At 43.5% G+C, this 19,482-nt stretch carries 16 protein-coding genes; all 16 read left to right on the top strand.

What is annotated here, in order from left to right; all coding sequences use genetic code 11:
• Window positions 1–96 precede the first annotated feature (96 nt).
• The gene (locus BN3282_RS13070) at window positions 97–2,019 is read left to right on the top strand and encodes a DNA gyrase/topoisomerase IV subunit B (RefSeq protein WP_059069811.1); all 1,923 of its coding nucleotides are present in this window, start codon (window positions 97–99) and stop codon (window positions 2,017–2,019) included.
• 29 nt (window positions 2,020–2,048) lie between these two features.
• A complete protein-coding gene (locus BN3282_RS13065; RefSeq protein ID WP_059069809.1) occupies window positions 2,049–4,292 on the top strand; it encodes a DNA gyrase/topoisomerase IV subunit A in 2,244 nt (747 codons plus the stop codon).
• A 142-nt stretch (window positions 4,293–4,434) separates the two neighbouring features.
• A complete protein-coding gene (locus tag BN3282_RS13060; protein ID WP_162858255.1) occupies window positions 4,435–5,862 on the top strand; it encodes an ISLre2 family transposase in 1,428 nt (475 codons plus the stop codon).
• Window positions 5,863–6,118: 256 nt separating this feature from the next.
• Window positions 6,119–6,586, top strand: coding sequence for a ribosome maturation factor RimP (rimP, locus tag BN3282_RS13055; protein ID WP_059069805.1), 468 nt, complete (start codon window positions 6,119–6,121; stop codon window positions 6,584–6,586).
• 19 nt (window positions 6,587–6,605) lie between these two features.
• On the top strand, window positions 6,606–7,805 hold the full coding sequence (nusA, locus tag BN3282_RS13050) for a transcription termination factor NusA (RefSeq protein WP_059069803.1): 1,200 nt from the start codon (window positions 6,606–6,608) through the stop codon (window positions 7,803–7,805).
• A gap of 22 nt (window positions 7,806–7,827) precedes the next feature.
• Window positions 7,828–8,106 carry an RNase P modulator RnpM gene (gene rnpM, locus BN3282_RS13045; RefSeq protein WP_059069801.1) on the top strand — a complete coding sequence of 93 codons (279 nt, stop codon included), beginning with the start codon at window positions 7,828–7,830 and terminating at the stop codon, window positions 8,104–8,106.
• Entirely contained in the window at window positions 8,093–8,413 is a 321-nt protein-coding gene (locus tag BN3282_RS13040; RefSeq protein WP_059069800.1) for a L7Ae/L30e/S12e/Gadd45 family ribosomal protein, read from the top strand. The genes rnpM and BN3282_RS13040 overlap by 14 nt, the downstream gene beginning before the upstream one ends.
• Before the next feature lie 15 nt (window positions 8,414–8,428).
• The gene (gene infB, locus BN3282_RS13035) at window positions 8,429–11,269 is read left to right on the top strand and encodes a translation initiation factor IF-2 (protein ID WP_082667546.1); all 2,841 of its coding nucleotides are present in this window, start codon (window positions 8,429–8,431) and stop codon (window positions 11,267–11,269) included.
• Window positions 11,270–11,308: 39 nt separating this feature from the next.
• Entirely contained in the window at window positions 11,309–11,677 is a 369-nt protein-coding gene (gene rbfA, locus BN3282_RS13030) for a 30S ribosome-binding factor RbfA (RefSeq protein WP_059069798.1), read from the top strand.
• 5 nt (window positions 11,678–11,682) lie between these two features.
• A complete protein-coding gene (locus tag BN3282_RS13025; RefSeq protein ID WP_059069796.1) occupies window positions 11,683–12,663 on the top strand; it encodes a DHH family phosphoesterase in 981 nt (326 codons plus the stop codon).
• Entirely contained in the window at window positions 12,660–13,565 is a 906-nt protein-coding gene (truB, locus tag BN3282_RS13020; RefSeq protein WP_059069794.1) for a tRNA pseudouridine(55) synthase TruB, read from the top strand. Before BN3282_RS13025 ends, truB begins: the two co-directional genes overlap by 4 nt.
• Before the next feature lie 20 nt (window positions 13,566–13,585).
• Entirely contained in the window at window positions 13,586–14,506 is a 921-nt protein-coding gene (locus tag BN3282_RS13015) for a bifunctional riboflavin kinase/FAD synthetase (protein ID WP_059069792.1), read from the top strand.
• Between the two features lie 136 nt (window positions 14,507–14,642).
• Window positions 14,643–14,909 (top strand): 30S ribosomal protein S15, encoded by a 267-nt coding sequence (gene rpsO / locus BN3282_RS13010; protein WP_059069791.1) that lies wholly within the window; start codon window positions 14,643–14,645, stop codon window positions 14,907–14,909.
• A gap of 198 nt (window positions 14,910–15,107) precedes the next feature.
• Entirely contained in the window at window positions 15,108–17,195 is a 2,088-nt protein-coding gene (locus tag BN3282_RS13005; RefSeq protein WP_059069789.1) for a polyribonucleotide nucleotidyltransferase, read from the top strand.
• Between the two features lie 593 nt (window positions 17,196–17,788).
• Window positions 17,789–18,673 (top strand): NAD(P)-dependent oxidoreductase, encoded by an 885-nt coding sequence (locus tag BN3282_RS13000; protein WP_059070488.1) that lies wholly within the window; start codon window positions 17,789–17,791, stop codon window positions 18,671–18,673.
• Window positions 18,670–19,467, top strand: a complete 798-nt coding sequence (locus BN3282_RS12995; protein WP_242866640.1) for an HpcH/HpaI aldolase family protein — start codon at window positions 18,670–18,672, stop codon at window positions 19,465–19,467. Before BN3282_RS13000 ends, BN3282_RS12995 begins: the two co-directional genes overlap by 4 nt.
• The last annotated feature ends 15 nt before the right edge of the window (window positions 19,468–19,482 follow it).

Here is a 19,482-nt window from a genome sequence, read left to right as displayed (position 1 = left end):
ATTTGAAAACCCCTATCGTATGTGCTAGAATTAACCAATAGTGCAGGGAGAGGCAACCCCTGGCAAGAGGTGTAAAAGAAGTAGGAGAGAGTAAATATGGGAAAGCAGAATACATATGATGCGGACAGTATTTCCGTATTGGAGGGGCTGGAAGCAGTCCGAAAAAGACCGGGAATGTATATCGGAAGCGTATCGACCAAGGGATTGAACCACTTGATATATGAGATCGTAGACAATGCAGTGGATGAGCATTTGGCAGGGTTTTGTTCAAAAATCGAAGTGACGCTGGAAAAAGACGGCTCCGCGACTATTGCTGACAATGGACGCGGAGTTCCTGTTGATATGCATCAAAAGGGTGTATCCGCTGCTCGCCTTGTCTATACAACACTGCATGCAGGCGGAAAGTTTGATGACTCGGCTTATAAGACCAGTGGGGGACTGCACGGAGTTGGCTCCTCGGTCGTAAACGCATTGTCTGTATATATGGATGTAAAGATCAGCAGGGACGGCTATGTGCATCATGACCGGTATGAACGAGGGATCCCCGTCATAGAGCTGGAAAATGGACTGCTTCCCAAAATAGGAAAGACGCGAAAGACGGGAACAGAAGTAAATTTTCTGCCGGATGGTGAGATATTTGAAAAGACAAGGTTTAAGGCTGACGAGGTAAAGAGCCGTCTGCATGAGACAGCCTATCTGAATCCGGAGCTGACGATCGTGTTTGAAGACAAGCGCGGTGAAAAAGCGGAAAAAGAAATCTATCATGAACCGGAAGGAATCATAGGATATATCCAGGATTTAAATAAGAAAAAAGAAGCGCTGCACGCACCAATCTATTTCAAAGGAGAGTCGGAAGGAATCGAGGTAGAGGCGGCTATACAGTATGTCAATGAATTCCATGAAAATGTACTTGGTTTCTGTAATAATATATATAATGCCGAGGGAGGCACACATCTGACTGGTTTTAAGACAACGTTTACATCGGTTATGAATCAGTACGCCAGAGAACTTGGGATCCTGAAGGAGAAGGATGCCAACTTTACCGGAGCGGATATACGAAATGGCATGACGGCGATCATCTCGATCAAACATCCGGATCCACGGTTTGAAGGGCAGACGAAGACAAAACTGGACAATCCGGATGCAGCGAGAGCGGCAGGTAAGGTGACGGGAGATGAGATCGTATTGTACTTTGACCGTAATCTTGAGGTGCTTAAAAAAGTACTTTCCAGTGCGGAGAAAGCGGCGAAGATACGAAAGACAGAAGAAAAAGCAAAGACGAATCTTTTGACGAAGCAGAAATATTCTTTTGACAGTAATGGGAAATTGGCAAACTGCGAGAGCCGAGATCCGAGTAAATGTGAGATTTTTATCGTGGAGGGAGATTCTGCGGGCGGCTCGGCGAAGACGGCGCGGGACAGAAATTTCCAGGCGATCCTCCCGATCCGAGGGAAAATTTTAAATGTAGAGAAAGCAAGTATTGATAAGATCCTTGCCAATGCAGAGATCAAGACGATGATCAATGCGTTTGGCTGCGGCTTTTCGGAAGGATACGGCAATGATTTTGATATCAGCAAGCTGCGTTATGATAAGATCATCATCATGGCAGATGCAGATGTAGACGGCGCTCATATCTCTACACTGCTTTTGACGCTGTTTTATAGATTCATGCCGGAGTTGATCTATGAAGGGCATGTGTATATTGCCATGCCGCCGCTGTACAAGACTATGCCGAAAAAAGGAGAAGAAGAGTATCTGTATGATGATAAGGCATTGGAGAGATACAGAAAGACTCATGACGGCGGTTTTACGCTGCAAAGATATAAAGGACTTGGAGAAATGGACGCACAGCAGCTCTGGGAGACAACGCTGGATCCTGAAAGGAGACTCTTGAAGCTGGTGGAGATCGAAGATGCCCGTATGGCATCCAGTGTGACGGAGATGCTGATGGGAACTGAGGTGCCTCCTAGAAAAGCGTTTATTTATGAAAACGCCACAGAGGCAGAACTGGATATATAATGTGTCTGAAAGGACGAGGAGATAAGGAAATGAACAGTGAATCACAGATAATAAGAACAGAGTATTCAGATCTTATGAAAAAAGCATACATCGATTATGCCATGAGTGTCATCATCGCACGGGCGTTGCCAGACGTGCGTGACGGCTTAAAACCTGTACAGAGAAGGACGCTCTATGATATGCATGAGCTGGGAATACGCTATGACAGGCCATATCGTAAATGTGCGCGTATTGTGGGAGATACAATGGGTAAATATCATCCTCATGGAGATAGCTCTATCTATGAATCTCTGGTCGTTATGGCGCAGGAATTCAAAAAGGGTATGGTGTTAGTAGACGGACATGGCAATTTTGGTTCCATAGAGGGAGACGGTGCGGCGGCAATGCGGTACACAGAAGCAAGACTTACGAAATTTACGCAGGAAGTCTACCTGTCTGATCTGGATAAAAATGTGATCGATTTTGGACCAAATTTTGACGAGACAGAAAAAGAGCCTGTCGTTCTTCCTGTGCGCATACCAAATCTGCTTGTCAATGGGGCTGAAGGAATTGCGGTCGGGATGGCGACCAGCATCCCGACCCATAATTTAGGCGAAGTGATCGAAGCCGTGAAGGCATATATGAAAAATGATGAGATCAGTACGAAGCAGCTGATGAAATATATCAAAGGACCGGATTTCCCTACAGGCGGAATCGTAGTCAATAAAGATGATCTGCTGCAGATTTATGAGACGGGACAAGGAAAAATCAAAATCCGAGGCAAGGTAGAAGTAGAAGAGTTAAAGGGCGGCAAGAAACAGCTTGTTATCACAGAGATCCCCTATACGATGATCGGAAGCGGGATCGGCAAGTTCTTAAATGATGTTGCTGGGCTGGTAGAGGCCAAAAAGACAACAGATATTACAGATATTTCCAACCAGTCTTCCAAAGAAGGAATTCGTATCGTATTAGAGCTCAAAAAAGGAGCGGACGCTGAAAATCTAAAAAACATGCTTTATAAAAAGACACGACTGGAAGATACGTTCGGCGTCAATATGCTTGCTGTGGCGGACGGAAGACCGGAGACTTTGGGCTTAAAGGCAGTGATCGAGCACCATGTGGATTTTCAGTTTGAATTGACGACGAGAAAATATAAGACATTGCTTAAAAGAGAGGAAGAGAGGCGGGAAGTACAAGAAGGGCTGATCAAGGCGTGCGATGTGATCGATCTGATCATTGAGATCCTGCGGGGAAGTACGTCTGTAAAAGATGCAAAAGCCTGCTTGGTCAACGGCGTAACAGACAATATCAAATTTAAATCTAGCATTTCTAAAAAAATGGCAGCACTCCTTCGGTTTACCGAGAGGCAGGCGACTGCAATACTAGAAATGCGTTTGTATAAATTGATCGGATTAGAGATCGAGGCACTGCAAAAAGAGCATGATCAGACGTTGAAAAATATTGCCAGATATGAGGATATTTTAAATAACTATGATTCTATGGCGAATCTGATCATGGAAGAATTGGATTCTTATAAAAATGAATATGGAAGAAAACGCAGGACAGTCGTAGAAAATGCGGAAGAAGCAGTCTTTGAGGAGAAAAAGATCGAGGAACAGGAAGTCATATTTTTGATGGATAGGTTCGGCTATGCAAAGACAGTGGATGTTTCTGTATATGAGAGGAACAAAGAAGCGGCAGACGCCGAGAATAAATATATTGTCCGCTGTATGAATACAGGTAAAATCTGCCTCTTTACAGATACCGGGAAAATGCATCAGATCAAAGTGTTAGACCTGCCCTATGGAAAATTCAGAGACAAAGGGATCCCGATCGATAATGTAAGTAATTATGTGAGCAGTGAAGAACAGATCATCACCGTATATGATGCCGAGCAAATGCGTTTCGCCAGATTATTGTTTGCTACCAGTCAGGGAATGTTAAAGAGGGTAGAGGGCAGTGAATTTCAGGTGTCGAAACGGACCATTGCGGCAACGAAGTTAAACGAGGAGGACAGGCTGCTCGCCGTCTGTGTGGTCAATGAAAACCAGAATCTCGTATTGCAGACAAAGGGTGGGTATTTCCTGCGGTTTATGGCAGCGGAAGTTCCGGAAAAGAAGAAAGGCGCTGTGGGAGTGCGAGGAATGAAACTTCAGAAGAAAGATGAGTTGGAGCAGGTATATTTGTTTGAAGAAGGTATGGAAGCAAAGGCGCTGTATAAAGAAAAAGAAGTGGTATTAAACAGACTGCGCCTGGCAAAGCGGGATGGTACCGGGACAAAGGCACGTGTATGATCAGTACTTGAAATGGTTATAGGCAAACTTAGAGTATAATTATCATTGGCAAAAATAAAGGGAAGAGATCGAAACCTCTTCCCAATCATACAGATTTATCTTATTGTTTAATTGACGAGAAAAAACATAAGGAGTCTGTATGATGAATTCAATGATAAAGGAAAACGGCGTAACATTCAAGCAGTTAGAGAAAAATATTTATGCGTGGGTCTGCCAGATCGGCAGGGAGTTCCCAAAAGAGTTCCTGGAACGGTATGACCGGATGCTGATGGAGGACAGAGACAAAAAGAAGTACCGGAATAAAGGGGGCAGACAGACAACTGTGAAGACCGTATATGGTGAGGTGACCTATCAGAGAAATGTTTATGAAGTGACAGAGGAGGACGGAAGAAAGCGTTTTGTATATCTGCTGAACGAAACACTGGATCTGGATCACGTGGGTTTGCTCTCAACGAATATGGCGGAACTGTTGGTAAACGGGATCACAGAACTATCTTACAGAGAATGTGCCCGTCAGGTCAGTGAGATGACTGGACAGACGATCAGTGCGATGGGAGTATGGAACGTCATTCAGGCGTTAGGGGAAAAAGTCTGTGAGGATGAAGCGGAGCTGACAGAAGAATATAAGAAAGGGCATGTGAAAGGAAAAAGAGAGGTTCCCGTCCTGTTTGAAGAAGCGGATGGAGTTTATATCAGGCTGCAGGGAAAAGACCGGAAAGAGGAAAAACAGGATAAATCAGAGATTAAGATCGGGATTGCTTATGAAGGATGGCGAAAAACCGGTTCGGATCGTTATGCGCTGGAAAATAAAGTAGTCGTTGCCGGATTTTCCAAAGCAAAGGAGTTTCAGGAATATCGGGAAGCAGCAATCGCGCAGGAGTTTAACCTGGATGAAGTGGATCAAAGAATCTTAAACGCAGACGGAGCATCCTGGATCAAGAAAGTGAAAGATAAAAGCACCTGTTTTCAGTTAGACCCGTTCCACCGGAATAAGGCTGCGAAAGAGAAAATCCATGAACAGGCTGCGAGGGATGCTGTTTTAGAGCTGATAAAAGCTGAAGAGATTGAAGAAGTATTCCGGTATCTGGAAATCTATCGAAACAGCTTAAGTGATGAGGCAGAGATTGAAGATGTAGAAGACCTGATTCGTTATTATGAAAACAACCGGGAAGGACTCGTGCCTTACCAGTCTCAAAATCTCAATCTTCCAGAGCCACCGGAAGGGTTGGCATATCGGAATATGGGAACGATGGAAAACCATGTATGGAGCGTGATCGCAAAGCGAATGAAGCATGGACATAGGAGTTGGAGCAAACAGGGAGGAAATCATCTGGCGAAGATCCTGGCAAAAAAGTGCAGTGGAAAGCTGTATGAAGTGACCGAACGTCTGCGTCGGCCGGTATTTGAAGAAGAAAAAGTAGAAGAATTGTATGGAGAGATTCTGATGTCAGCGAAAGCGCCAAGGAAAGACGGAAAAGGATATGAATATCCGGTGATTGGACATATGGTTGGATTAAATGGAAAGATACAGGGGGAGAGAAAACGACTGTTGTACATGGCTGGATATTAGACTGGGACAAAACATGCTATTTCAACAAAAAGATAAATCAAAAAGAAAGTTGCCAACGATTACTTGACAGTAACATAGGCAAAGTAAGAAAAGAATTTCCTTGCAATTTGTGTGAAACAGTGCTACACTATTATACAGTTACATAGGAAGCCGGCAGAAGAGTGAACGAAAGTTCACTCTTATTTATTGCCGGAGGTTTTTCCGGCAGAGCTCTCCTTTGAACGAGTAAGTCTATACCAGAGAAAGGAAGTTTGTCGTGTCAAGAAGAGAAGAATATGAGCAGAAGACAGAGGAACTCTTAGAGCCAATCGTGAAAGAAAATGGGTTTGAACTGGTGGATGTGGAGTATGTAAAAGAGGCAGGTACTTGGTATCTGCGTGCCTACATCGACAAGCCCGGAGGGATCACAGTAGATGACTGTGAAACAGTCAGCAGGAGATTTTCCGACATTTTAGATGAAAAAGATTATATTGAAGATTCTTATATCTTTGAGGTAAGTTCACCGGGGCTTGGCAGACCTTTGAAAAAAGAAAAAGATTTTCAGAGAAGTCTTGGAGAAGAAGTGGAGATACGGACATACAAGGCCATTGACAGACAGAAAGAGTTTGTCGGTATTTTAAAGGAATATGACAAAGAATCTGTGACTATCACCTATGAGGATGCGTCCACACAGACATTTCAGAAAAGTGAGATCGCGCTGATTCGTTTAGCTTTGGATTTTTAAATTTAGGAGGAAATAAAAAATGAATACAGAATTACTGGAAGCATTGACGATTCTTGAGCAGGAAAAAAATATCAGTAAGGAAACAATGATGGATGCCATAGAAAACTCTTTGATCAGCGCCTGCAAAAATCATTTTGGAACAGCAGACAATATCAAAGTGATCATGGACAGAGAAACTTGCGATTATGCAGTATATGCGGAGAAAGAAGTGGTAGAGGAAGTGCTGGATCCGGCATTGGAGATCAGTCTGGAAGATGCAGAAAAGCTGGATTCTTCACTGCAGTTGGGAGATGTGGCACAGGTTTCGATACAGTCAAAGGAATTTGGACGTATCGCTACACAGAACGCAAAGAATCTGATACTCCAAAAAATAAGAGAAGAAGAACGGAAGGTTGTGTTCGACCAGTATTTTGAAAAAGAGAAAGATATCGTGACAGGTATCGTACAGCGTTATGTAGGCAAGAATATCAGTATCAATCTGGGCAGAGCAGACGCTATGCTGACAGAGAATGAACAGGTAAAGGGAGAGACGTTTAAGCCGACAGAGCGGATCAAGTTATACGTGGTAGAAGTGAAAAATACGCCGAAGGGACCGAAAATCTTGGTGTCCCGTACACATCCGGAATTGGTAAAACGGCTCTTTGAGGCGGAAGTGGCAGAAGTAAGGGATGGTACCGTAGAGATCAAGAGCATTGCCCGTGAAGCCGGATCCCGTACGAAAATGGCTGTTTGGTCTAATGATGAAAATGTAGATCCGGTAGGCGCCTGTGTTGGGATGAATGGTGCCAGAGTCAATGCGGTAGTGCAGGAACTGCGTGGAGAGAAGATCGATATCATCAACTGGGATGAAAATCCGGCGCTTCTGATCGAAAATGCATTAAGTCCGGCAAAAGTAATTTCTGTTATGGCGGATCCGGAGGAGAAAGTGGCAAGTGTGATCGTACCGGACTACCAGCTTTCGCTGGCAATCGGCAAGGAAGGGCAGAATGCAAGACTTGCGGCAAGGCTTACAGGCTATAAGATCGATATTAAGAGTGAGACGCAGGCAATCGAAGCAGGAGAACTTCCGGAAGACTATATGGAACAGATGGGCTTGATGGGAGAAGAAGGCTATACCGGCGACTATGAGGAGTATGAGGAAGACTATGAGGAAACCTATGAAGATACGGCAGAAGAGGAAGAATACGAATTCATAGAGACAGATGACGGTGAAGTATAAGATGTAGACAGAGGTGACTTGTTTGGGAAATAAAAAGAAGATTCCTATGCGTAAATGTGTGGGATGTCAAGAGATGAAACCAAAGAAAGAATTGATGCGGGTGCTGCGCGATGAGACCGGGGCATTTTCCTTGGATACGACAGGAAGAAAAAATGGAAGGGGCGCTTACATGTGTCTGTCACGGCAGTGCTTTGAAAAGGCAGTCAAAACGAAAGGGCTGGAACGTTCCTTTGGGCAGGCAATTCCCGGGGAAGTTTATGAAAAGCTGGAAAGGGAGATGGAGGAGATTGAGGCAAGATAAGATATTATCCCTGATCGGACTCGCAACGAAAGCGGGAAAAACAGCGAGCGGAGAATTCCTGACAGAAAGAGAGACAAAGTCGGGAAAGGCCTTTCTGGTCATTGTGGCGGCGGATGCATCTGACAATACAAAGAAAAAATTTCGGGAAATGTGTAAATTTTACAAGGTTCCAATTTATTTTTACGGAGATAAAGATACCTTAGGGCATGCAATGGGAAAAGAATTCCGTGCATCTCTGGCGATATTGGACGAAGGATTTGCAAAGGGAATTCAGAAGGAATTTAAGACGAGAGAGGATATTGCATAAAGGAGGTAGTGATATATGTCAAAAATGAGAGTGCATGAACTGGCAAAAGAGTTGGGGATGGACAATAAAGAACTGATGGATATTCTGGGAAAAAAGAATGTGGAGGTAAAAAGTCACATGAGTTCTCTGGAGGAAAATGTAGTGGAAGAAATTAGAAATGAAGCGGGTAAACCAGAAAAGAAAAAGGAAGAAGAGGCAGCTCCGAAGAAAAAGAATCTTGCCTTTGTGATCCGTCCGCAGAATTCTAAGAATGTAAACAGAATACAGGGAAACAGACCTGCGGCTAGAGGGCAAAGACCAGCAGGGACGGCACGTCCGGCGCAAGGCGCAGCGGGCAGCCGTCCTGCAAGACCGGCACAGGCAGGACGTCCGGCGGGAAAGACAACCCAAACTATGGGGCGTCCGACAGGAGCGCAGACGCAGGGGAATTCTGCGCAGCAGACAGGCACTTCATCTCAGGGAAGTGCCCGCCCGGCAGGAGCGTCATCTCAGGGAAGTACCCGCCCGGCAGGAGTGTCATCTTCGGGAAATACCCGCCCGGCAGGAGTGTCATCTTCGGGAAATACCCGTCCGGTGGGAGTGTCATCCCAGGGGAATGCCCGTCCGGCAGAAAATACATCTTCAGAGAGCAGGCGTCAGGGTGGCATAAATACCCAGGGACAGAATCGTCCAAAAGGATATGGAACGGGAACAAATCGCAACGGTGGTGAAGCACAGCAGGGAGGTCGTCCATCCGGAAATACATCACGCAGGGATACAAGACAGGGGAATTTCGGACAGGAAAACAGCCGTCCGTCCAGACCGGGAAGAGATGGCAGAGATGGCAGAAATACTGGTGGGAACCGGCGCTTTGATAACCAGGGACAGCGTCCGATAAAAGGCGATTCCAGAAGAGAAGACAGAGATTCTCTTTCTATGCCGATGATGGAACAGCAGCAGAAGAATCAGCGCAGCAAAGTAAAAGATAAAGAAAAAGACTACAAGAAAAAAGAGCTGAGAGATGAGGCATTTGAGAGTAAAGGCAAGAAAAGCAAAAAACAAAAAGTTGTTGCTGAAGTGAAAAAACCACAGCCAAAACCGGCAGAGAAAAAAGAAGAACAGATTAAACAGATTGTTATTCCGGAAGTACTTACGATCAAGGAACTGGCTGATAAAATGAAGATCGTCCCTTCAGTTATTGTAAAGAAGCTGTTTTTACAGGGGAAAGTCGTTACAGTAAACCAGGAAATCGATTTTGAGACAGCGGAAGAAATAGCAATGGAATTTGAAGTGCTCTGCGAGAAAGAAGAAGTAGTAGATGTGATCGAAGAGCTGCTTAAAGAAGAGGAAGAGGACGAAAGTACAATGGTGAAACGCCCTCCGGTAGTTTGTGTCATGGGGCATGTCGATCATGGGAAAACTTCTTTGCTCGATGCGATTCGTCATACAAATGTCATCGGCCGTGAGGCAGGGGGAATCACACAGCATATCGGTGCTTATGTCGTAGAGGCAAACGGAGAAAAGATTACCTTTTTAGATACGCCGGGACATGAAGCCTTTACTGCGATGCGTATGCGTGGGGCGAATTCTACAGATATTGCTATTCTGGTCGTTGCTGCAGATGATGGAGTGATGCCGCAGACAGTGGAAGCAATCAATCATGCAAAAGCAGCCGGAATAGAAATTATTGTGGCAATCAATAAGATTGATAAACCAAGCGCAAATATAGAACGTGTAAAACAGGAATTAACAGAATACGAATTAATTCCTGAAGATTGGGGCGGAAGCACGATTTTTGTTCCTGTATCCGCACACACCAAAGAAGGAATCCCAGAGCTGTTGGAGATGATTCTTCTGACAGCGGAAGTAATGGAATTAAAGGCAAATCCGAATCGATTCGCACGTGGTCTGGTGATCGAAGCGGAATTGGATAAGGGAAAAGGTTCTGTAGCTACAGTCCTTGTACAGAAAGGAACACTCCATGTAGGAGATGCGATCGCAGCGGGAAGTGCACACGGAAGAGTCCGCGCCATGATGGATGATAAGGGAAGACGTGTCAAAGAAGCAGGACCGTCTCAGCCGGTTGAGATCCTGGGGCTTAACGATGTGCCCAATGCAGGAGAAGTGTTTGTAGGCTGTGAGTCTGAAAAAGAAGCAAGAAGCTTTGCAGAGACATTTATCGCGCATAATAAAGTAAAACTGTTGGATGATACAAAATCGAAGATGTCATTGGATGATCTGTTTACACAGATCCAGGAAGGAAACTTAAAAGAACTGAATATTGTAGTGAAAGCAGATGTGCAAGGGTCTGTAGAGGCGATCAAGCAGAGTCTTCTGAAACTTTCTAATGATGAAGTTGTCATTAAGATCATCCATGGAGGGGTTGGTGCGATCAACGAATCCGATGTGATCCTGGCATCTGCCTCCAATGCGATCATTATAGGATTTAATGTGCGTCCAGATGCGACAGCAAAAGAAATCGCAGACCGTGAGGGCGTGGACCTAAGACTTTACAGAGTTATCTATAATGCGATCGAAGACGTAGAAGCGGCTATGAAGGGAATGTTGGATCCTGTGTTCGAAGAGAAAACATTAGGACACGCAGAAGTACGGCAGACATTCAAAGCATCCGGAGTAGGTACAATCGCAGGCGCCTATGTAAAAGATGGGATATTTGAAAGAAATTGTTCTGTGCGTCTGATTCGGGATGGAATCGTAGTGTTCGACGGTCCGCTTGCATCTCTTAAGAGATTTAAAGATGATGTGAAAGAGGTAAAAGCAGGATACGAGTGTGGATTTGTATTTGAAAATTATAATGATATTAAGGAAGGCGACGAAGTGGAAGCCTATAAGATGGTAGAGACAGAAAGAAAGTAAAGCCGGGAAAAGTCCCGGCGGTGAAAAGGGGAGCTTAGTATGAGAAAAAATAGTATCAAAAATACAAGGGTAAATGCGGAGGTACAAAGAGAATTAAGTCATATCATCCGCGGTGGGATCAAAGATCCCAGAGTGGCTCCAATGACTTCCGTTGTGGCAGTAGAGGTGGCACCCGACTTAAAAACCTGCAGGGCGTACATCAGTGTATTAGGAGATGAAAAAGCGCAGGAAGATACAATAAAGGGTCTGCAGAGTGCGGAAGGATATATCCGGCGGGAACTTGCCAGGACCATCAATATGAGAAATACGCCAGAAATCAAATTTATTGCAGATCAGTCTATCGAATATGGTGTGAATATCAGTCATAAAATAGACGAGGTGACAAAGAATATAAAAGATGAGGCATAGGTGGAATGAATATGGTATTGACTGATTTGCTAAATGGAAAGAAACGAGTAGCTCTGGGAGGTCACGTCCGCCCGGACGGAGATTGTGTGGGCTCCACGCTTGGCTTGTATCTGTATTTGAAAGAACAGTATCCAGAGATTGAGACAGAGGTATATCTGGAGGGAGTGCCAAAGGCATTCCAGATCCTTTGCGGTACAGAAGAAGTGAAGACAGAAATACATCCGTGTAAACCTTATGATTTGTTTATCTGTCTGGATTGTGGCGATATAAAACGTCTTGGCTTTGCAAGTGTGCTCTTTGAGCAGGCAGAAGAAACAGCGTGCATAGACCATCACATCAGTAATGAGGCGTTTGCAGACAGCAACTATATTGTACCGGATGCAAGTTCTACAGCAGAACTTGTTTTCACCTTGCTTGACAAGGGAAAAATCAGTAAGGCATGTGCAGAGGCACTTTATATGGGAATCGCCCATGATACAGGAGTATTCCAGTATTCTTGTACATCGCCGGAGACAATGGAAGCTGCTGCGGAATTGCTGCGCAAAGGTATCGACGGAAATGCGATCATAGATAAGACGTATTATGAAAAAACATATGTACAGAATCAGATATTGGGAAAGGCTCTGCTGGAGAGTATGCTGATTTTGGATAAACGCTGTATCGTGTCAGTTGTCACAAGAAAAGATATGGAATTTTTTAGAGCCGTTCCTTCCGATCTGGAAGGAATTGTAAGCCAGCTTCGCCAGACAAAGGGGTGTGAAGTGGCGATATTCCTGCATGAAACAGAGCTGCATACTTTTAAAGTAAGCTTGCGTTCAAAGGAGTGGGTGGATGTAAGCAGGATCGCTCGGTATTTCGGAGGAGGCGGTCATGTCCGCGCAGCGGGCTGTATCCTAAAAGGAACAGCACATGATGTGATCAATAATATCAGCAGGCAGATCCTGCATCAGTTGGGACAGAAGAAAGGGCAGGATGAAAAAGCATGATAAATGGGATCCTGAATGTATATAAGGAAAAAGGCTATACTTCCCATGACGTAGTGGCAAAGTTAAGAGGAATCACAAAACAGAAAAAGATTGGGCATACGGGAACATTGGATCCGGATGCCCAGGGAGTTCTTCCGGTCTGTCTTGGGAGAGCGACCAAACTGTGCAGTCTGCTTACAGAGAAAGATAAGATATATGAGTGTACCCTGCTTCTTGGAAAGGAGACAGATACGCAGGATATTTCCGGAACAATCCTTGAGGAAAAGGAAACGGAACATCTGACAGAAGAAACTGTAAAAAAATGTATACAGGGATACATTGGGGCATATGAGCAGATTCCGCCAATGTATTCGGCCCTTAAAGTAAATGGAAAGAAATTGTATGAACTCGCTAGGGAAGGGAAGGAAGTGACGCGGATGCCGCGTCAGGTACAGATTTATCAGATTGATATTCTTGCGATGGATCTCCCCAGAGTCAGGATGCGTATCCATTGTTCAAAAGGGACGTACATACGTACATTATGTCATGATATAGGTGTACAGCTCGGTACAGGAGGCTGTATGGAAGAACTTCTGCGCACAAAGGTAAGCTGTTTTGCGGCAGAAGACAGTCGGCGGTTGGAAGAAATCGAAATGTATATGAAAAAAGGTGAGCTTGACAAAATTCTCATTCCAACAGATCGTATGTTTTCAGATTTAAGAAGGATTACGGTAGGCAAAAAAGAGGCAAGGCTTGCGTATAATGGAAATACGTTTCCGGCTCAAAAACAGGCGGATGACATGTGCTGCCATGCAGATGAGGAAGTAAGGGTCTATGATGAACAACAGCAGTTTATTGGGATTTTTTATTACGATGAAAAAAAGAAAAGTTTTAAGGTAAGAAAAATGTTTTTGAGCCAGTAGGAAGTGAAAGGATAAAAGACATGCAATACATTACAGACATCCAATCCTATCAGGGAAAGAAGCGGACAGCTGTAACTTTGGGAAAGTTTGACGGCATGCACAGAGGACATCAGAAATTACTTGCTAAAATAAAAGAACATACAGATGAAAACTGTGAAAGTGTCGTATTTACGTTTGATATGGGCAGAGAGTGCCTGATGACAAATGAAGAACGTAAGACAAAGCTCACAGGGCAGGCAGACTGGCTGATCACCTGTCCGTTTACGGAAGAACTGCGAACTATGAAGGCAGAGACATTTATCCAAGAAATTCTTGTAAAAAAACTTCACGCAGAGTATATTGCTGTCGGAGCAGATTTCCATTTTGGATATGGAACACAAGGGGATGTGAAGATGCTGGCAGAGTTTGCTTCAGAATATGGATATAAACTGGATGTGATCGAGAAGGAAAAATATAAAGGAAAGGTGATCAGCAGTACGTATATCAAAGAAGCACTTTCGCAGGGAGCGATAGAACTTGCCAATACTCTTTTGGGATACCGCTACGGCATGACAGGTGTAGTAGAACATGGCAAACAACTTGGACGAACCTTAGGGTTCCCGACGATGAATGTGGCGCCGGAGAAAGAAAAAATACTGCCTCGGTTCGGGGTGTATGCCTGCCGGATAAAAGTGGATGGGACTTGGTATGAAGGGATTGGGAATGTAGGAGTAAAACCTACTGTGTCCGATGAACAGAAACGGCTGACAGAAGTATTCGCCTTTGCATATAATGCGGATGCCTATGGAAAACAGACAGAGATTGAATTCTATACGTTTGAACGGCCGGAGACAACCTTTTCTTCTTTGGAAGAACTAAAAAAACATGTAGAACAGGATATCTCTTATGGAAAGGCATATTTCCGGGATGCTTTGTCTGACTGCGCCGGAAGTAGTAAGTAGTAAAATTAAGCTTTACACAAGATACTTCCTGTGGTATACTTAGCAAGTATGAAATCAGCCGATGTTCGGTAACAGGATAACTCCAACCGTTACTTAATATCTGGCGGTTAAATAAAGAATATAAGGAGGAGTAACAATGATTGCAAAAGAAAAGAAACAGGCGATTATCGCAGAATATGGCAGAAGTGAAGGAGATACAGGTTCTCCGGAAGTACAGATAGCGATTCTGACAGCAAGAATCAATGAGCTGACTGAGCACTTTAAGGCAAATCCAAAAGATCATCATTCAAGAAGAGGTCTTTTGAAAATGGTAGGACAGAGACGTGGTCTGCTCGCATACCTGAAAAAAGTAGATATTGAAAGATATCGTAGTTTGATCGAAAGACTTGGATTAAGAAAATAAGGTATACTACAAAAAGGAAGCTTGTTTGGCTTCCTTTTTGATTTGCTTAACTATATAGAATGTGATATAATATAAAAGATTGCGGACTAAAAGCATAAAGCCGAGACCACTGAAAAGGATATTGCTGGTGTACAATATGTTTTTCAGTAGTTTCGGGGCTTTGGTCTGAAAATGTTTGAGTATAAAAAGGAGAAAAACATGTACAAGAAATTTGAAATGGAACTTGCCGGCAGGACTCTTCGTGTAGACGTTGACAGAGTGGCGAAACAGGCGAATGGAGCGGTTCTTATGCATTATGGAGATACGACCGTTCTTTGTACAGCAACGGCATCAGAAAAGCCAAGAGATGGGATCGATTTCTTCCCGCTGAGCGTAGAGTATAATGAAAGGCAGTATGCAGTAGGAAAGATTCCAGGGGGATTTAATAAAAGAGAGGGAAAGGCATCTGAAAATGCGATTTTAACATGTCGTGTGATCGATCGTCCTATGCGTCCGCTTTTTCCAAAGGATTACAGAAATGATGTCACATTGGAAAATCTGGTCATGTCAGTAGATCAGGACTGCAGCCCAGAATTGACGGCAATGCTTGGTGCGGCGATCGCGACAAGTATTTCTGATATTCCATTTGACGGACCGATTTCTACTACACAGGTAGGCCTGGTAGATGGAGAATTCGTATTTAACCCGACAGCCGCACAGAAAGAAGTATCTGATCTTGCTCTTACAGTCGCTTCTACAAAAGAGAAGGTGATCATGATCGAGGCGGGGGCAAACGAGGTACCTGAAGACAAGATGATCGAGGCAATTTTTGCTGCACATGAAGTGAATCAAAAAGTTATTGCTTTTATTGATACGATCGTTGCAGAATGTGGAAAACCAAAACACGCATATACAAGCTGTGCAGTGCCGGAAGAATTGTTTGTCGCTATCAAAGAAATCGTTCCTCCTACAGAGATGGAAGAGGCCGTATTTACAGATGATAAACAGACAAGAGAAGAAAATATCCGTGTGATCACAGAGAAACTGGAAGAAGCATTTGCAGAAAAGGAAGAATGGCTGGAAGTTCTGGGAGAGGCAATCTACCAGTATCAGAAAAAAACAGTCAGAAAGATGATCTTAAAAGACCACAAACGTCCGGATGGACGTGCCATTGACCAGATACGTCCGCTTGCCGCAGAAGTAGATCTGATACCAAGAGTACATGGATCTGCTATGTTTACAAGAGGGCAGACACAGATATGTACAGTGACAACACTGGCGCCTTTGTCTGACGCACAGCGTATCGATGGACTGGATGAGGCAGAGACATCCAAGAGATATATGCATCACTATAATTTCCCGTCTTATTCTGTAGGAGAGACGAAACCCTCCAGAGGTCCGGGACGCCGTGAGATTGGACATGGAGCATTGGCAGAAAGAGCATTGCTTCCGGTACTGCCGGATGAGTCTGAATTCCCATATGCGATCCGTACCGTGTCAGAGACATTTGAATCCAATGGTTCTACATCTCAAGCAAGTGTATGTGCATCAAGTATGTCATTGATGACAGCAGGTGTGCCGATCAAAGCTGCTGTAGCCGGGATTTCAGCCGGTCTGGTAACAGGCGAGACAGATGACGATTATCTGGTGCTGACGGATATCCAAGGATTAGAAGACTTCTTTGGAGACATGGACTTTAAGGTTGCAGGAACACATAAGGGAATTACGGCAATCCAGATGGATATCAAGATCCATGGTCTGACAAGACCGATCATTGAGGAAGCAATTGCTGCTACAAAGAAGGCAAGAACATATATCCTGGACGAGATTATGAATAAAGCAATCAGCGAGCCTCGTCCGGAAGTTGGACCATATGCGCCTAAGATCATACAGATGCAGATCGATCCGCAGAAGATTGGAGATGTAGTTGGGCAAAGAGGAAAGACAATCAATGCAATCATTGATGAGACAGGCGTGAAGATCGATATTACAGACGATGGAGCAGTGTCCATCTGTGGAACAGAAAAAGAAGGCATGGACAAGGCTGCAAAATTGATCGCTACGATTGTGACAGATTTTGAAGCCGGGCAAGTATTTGAAGGAAAAGTTGTCAGCATCAAAGAGTTTGGCGCATTCTTAGAATTCGCACCGGGAAAAGAAGGCATGGTCCATATCTCTAAAATTTCTAAGGAAAGAGTCAATAAAGTAGAAGATGTTCTTTCTTTGGGAGATGTGGTAAAAGTCGTATGTCTCGGTAAAGACAAGATGGGAAGATTCAGCTTCAGTATGAGAGATGTGGCAGAATGATAATTAAGGGCAAGTCGAGGTAGCGTATCAGGGGCAAAATTCCCCCATCGTCCCTACCTCACCAACATTTCAAAAAAAAGACTCAGTACAGAGGAAAAACCTCTGTGTTGGGTCTTTTTCTATGGAAAATTTTGACAAAAAAGTGGAGGATTTCATAAAAAGAAATCTGAAAGCCTGTTGAAGCAAAATGGGATTTATAAGCACCTGTATGAAAGTTATATCCCTATACACAAAGCAGCTAGTCTTAGGATTGGCTGCTTTTTATACAAGATACAGAGGAGTCTCTGTTATTACATATCATTAGAAACAGCATTTATATTTGTTAATTAAATATCAATTTTGTAAGATTTGAAATATAAAAAATAAAATAAGAAATGAAATAAACAGTAAAAAAAGAAGAAATCAAAAAAAGTGTATCAATATTAAAGAAAATAAAAAATTAACAAAATAAAATAATATAAATGTAAATTTATAGAATAGAACAATTAAACTGTAAGATTGTTAATGGTATTGAAATTGGGTATATTGGATAATATTAAGTGTAAAAAACAGAAAAACTTAGTTGAAATGACTAAAAGAAAGGAGAAATTATGATCAAGAGCATTGGATTTGTCGGCGTGGGAATTATGGGAAAACCCATGGTACTAAATCTAATAAAAGCAGGATTTGAAGTCTCTGTTTATGCCAGGACAAAAGCAAAAGTGGATGATGTTATAAAGGAAGGAGCGATGTTCTGCAATTCTATCAGAGAGTGTGCAAAAGGCAAGGATGCGGTTATCACAATGGTGGGGTTTCCGGAGGATGTAAGAGAAGTATACTTTAAGGATGATGGAATTTTAAACAGCGCGGAGGAAGGGACCTACTTAATTGATATGACAACTACAAGTCCGACGTTAGATAAGGAAATTGCATGGGAGGCAGAAAAGAGACATATGCATGCGTTAGATGCTCCGGTGACCGGAGGTGACTTTGGAGCAAAGACCGGTACACTCTCTATATTAGTGGGGGGGAAAAAAGAGGAATATGAGTATTGCCGTCCGGTTTTTGAAGCAATGGGAAAAACAATTGTATATTTTGGAGAATCTGGTAAAGGGCAGCACGCTAAATTAGCTAATCAGATTGTAATTGCCGGTACATTATGCAGTGTTTGTGAAGCAATGAGTTATGCGGAAAACGAAGGAATTGAATTGCATACGCTGTTTGCTGCTATTTCTGATGGGGCAGCAGGAAGCACACAGATGAAAAAAGTTGCTTCTCTTGCGTTGGATGAAAATTATAATCCGGGATTTTTCATTAAACACTTTGTAAAGGACATGAAATTAGCACAAGGAGAAGCCGAAAAAGTAAATCAGAAGCTGCCTGTTTTGGAGAAAGTTTTGGACATGTATCAAAAACTTGAAAAGGAAGGAAAAGGAAATTTGGGAACACAGGCGTTAATCCAATATTATAGAGACAAAAAAAGGAGTGACATGGAATGATGAAGGAAAATAAATTACGGTACCATTTGGAGAATAACCTGCCAACATTATCAACTAGGCTTTGGAGTACATGGCCTTTTTATACAGAGGTAGTCGGCTCCACGCATAATTTTGATTACATAGAATTTGTGGGAGAATATGCCCCGTTCAGCCAGATGGACTTGGAAAACATAGCGAGAGCAGCGGAATTACATGAAATGGGAACGATGATAAAACTGGATTTACAGAATCGGGGATATGTAGCGCAAAAAGCGGTCGGAGCAGGATTCCAGGCCATTATGTTCGTGGATCATGTCAGTGTGGAACAGGTAAAGGAAAGTGTGGAGATGATGAAGCCGAAGACACCGGATGGAAAAGGGACATTCGGATATCCGAACAGACGGTTTATAGGAACACAGTCACATATTCCGGCGATGGAACATGCAAAACGTCTGGAGGACGTTGTCTTATGTTTTATGATTGAAAAAGAAGAAGCCGTGCAGAATATAGATGAGATCTGTTCTGTCCCCGGGGTGGATATGATTCAGTTCGGACCGAATGATTATTGCATGAGCAAGGGATGGAATACGGTAGATCACAGAGATGAATTTAAAGCGGCGGAGCGAAAATGTATTGAAGCGGCGATTGCACACGGAGTAAGACCAAGATGTGAGATTGTACATCCGGAAGATGCTCAATATTACATAGAGTTGGGAGTAAAAGACTTTTCTCTAGGAGATCAGCTGGCAAAATTGAAGGCATTCTGGAACGGGGAAGGCAAAACAATGAGGGAAATAGTAGAAGGCTTAAAGTAGGGAGGAAACGGAGAA

Origin of the sequence: Mediterraneibacter massiliensis, from assembly GCF_001487105.1 — a bacterium.
Lineage (GTDB): Bacteria > Bacillota > Clostridia > Lachnospirales > Lachnospiraceae > Mediterraneibacter > Mediterraneibacter massiliensis.
Note: the sequence above shows the minus strand (reverse complement) of the source record. Positions and strands in the feature narration are given on the sequence as shown.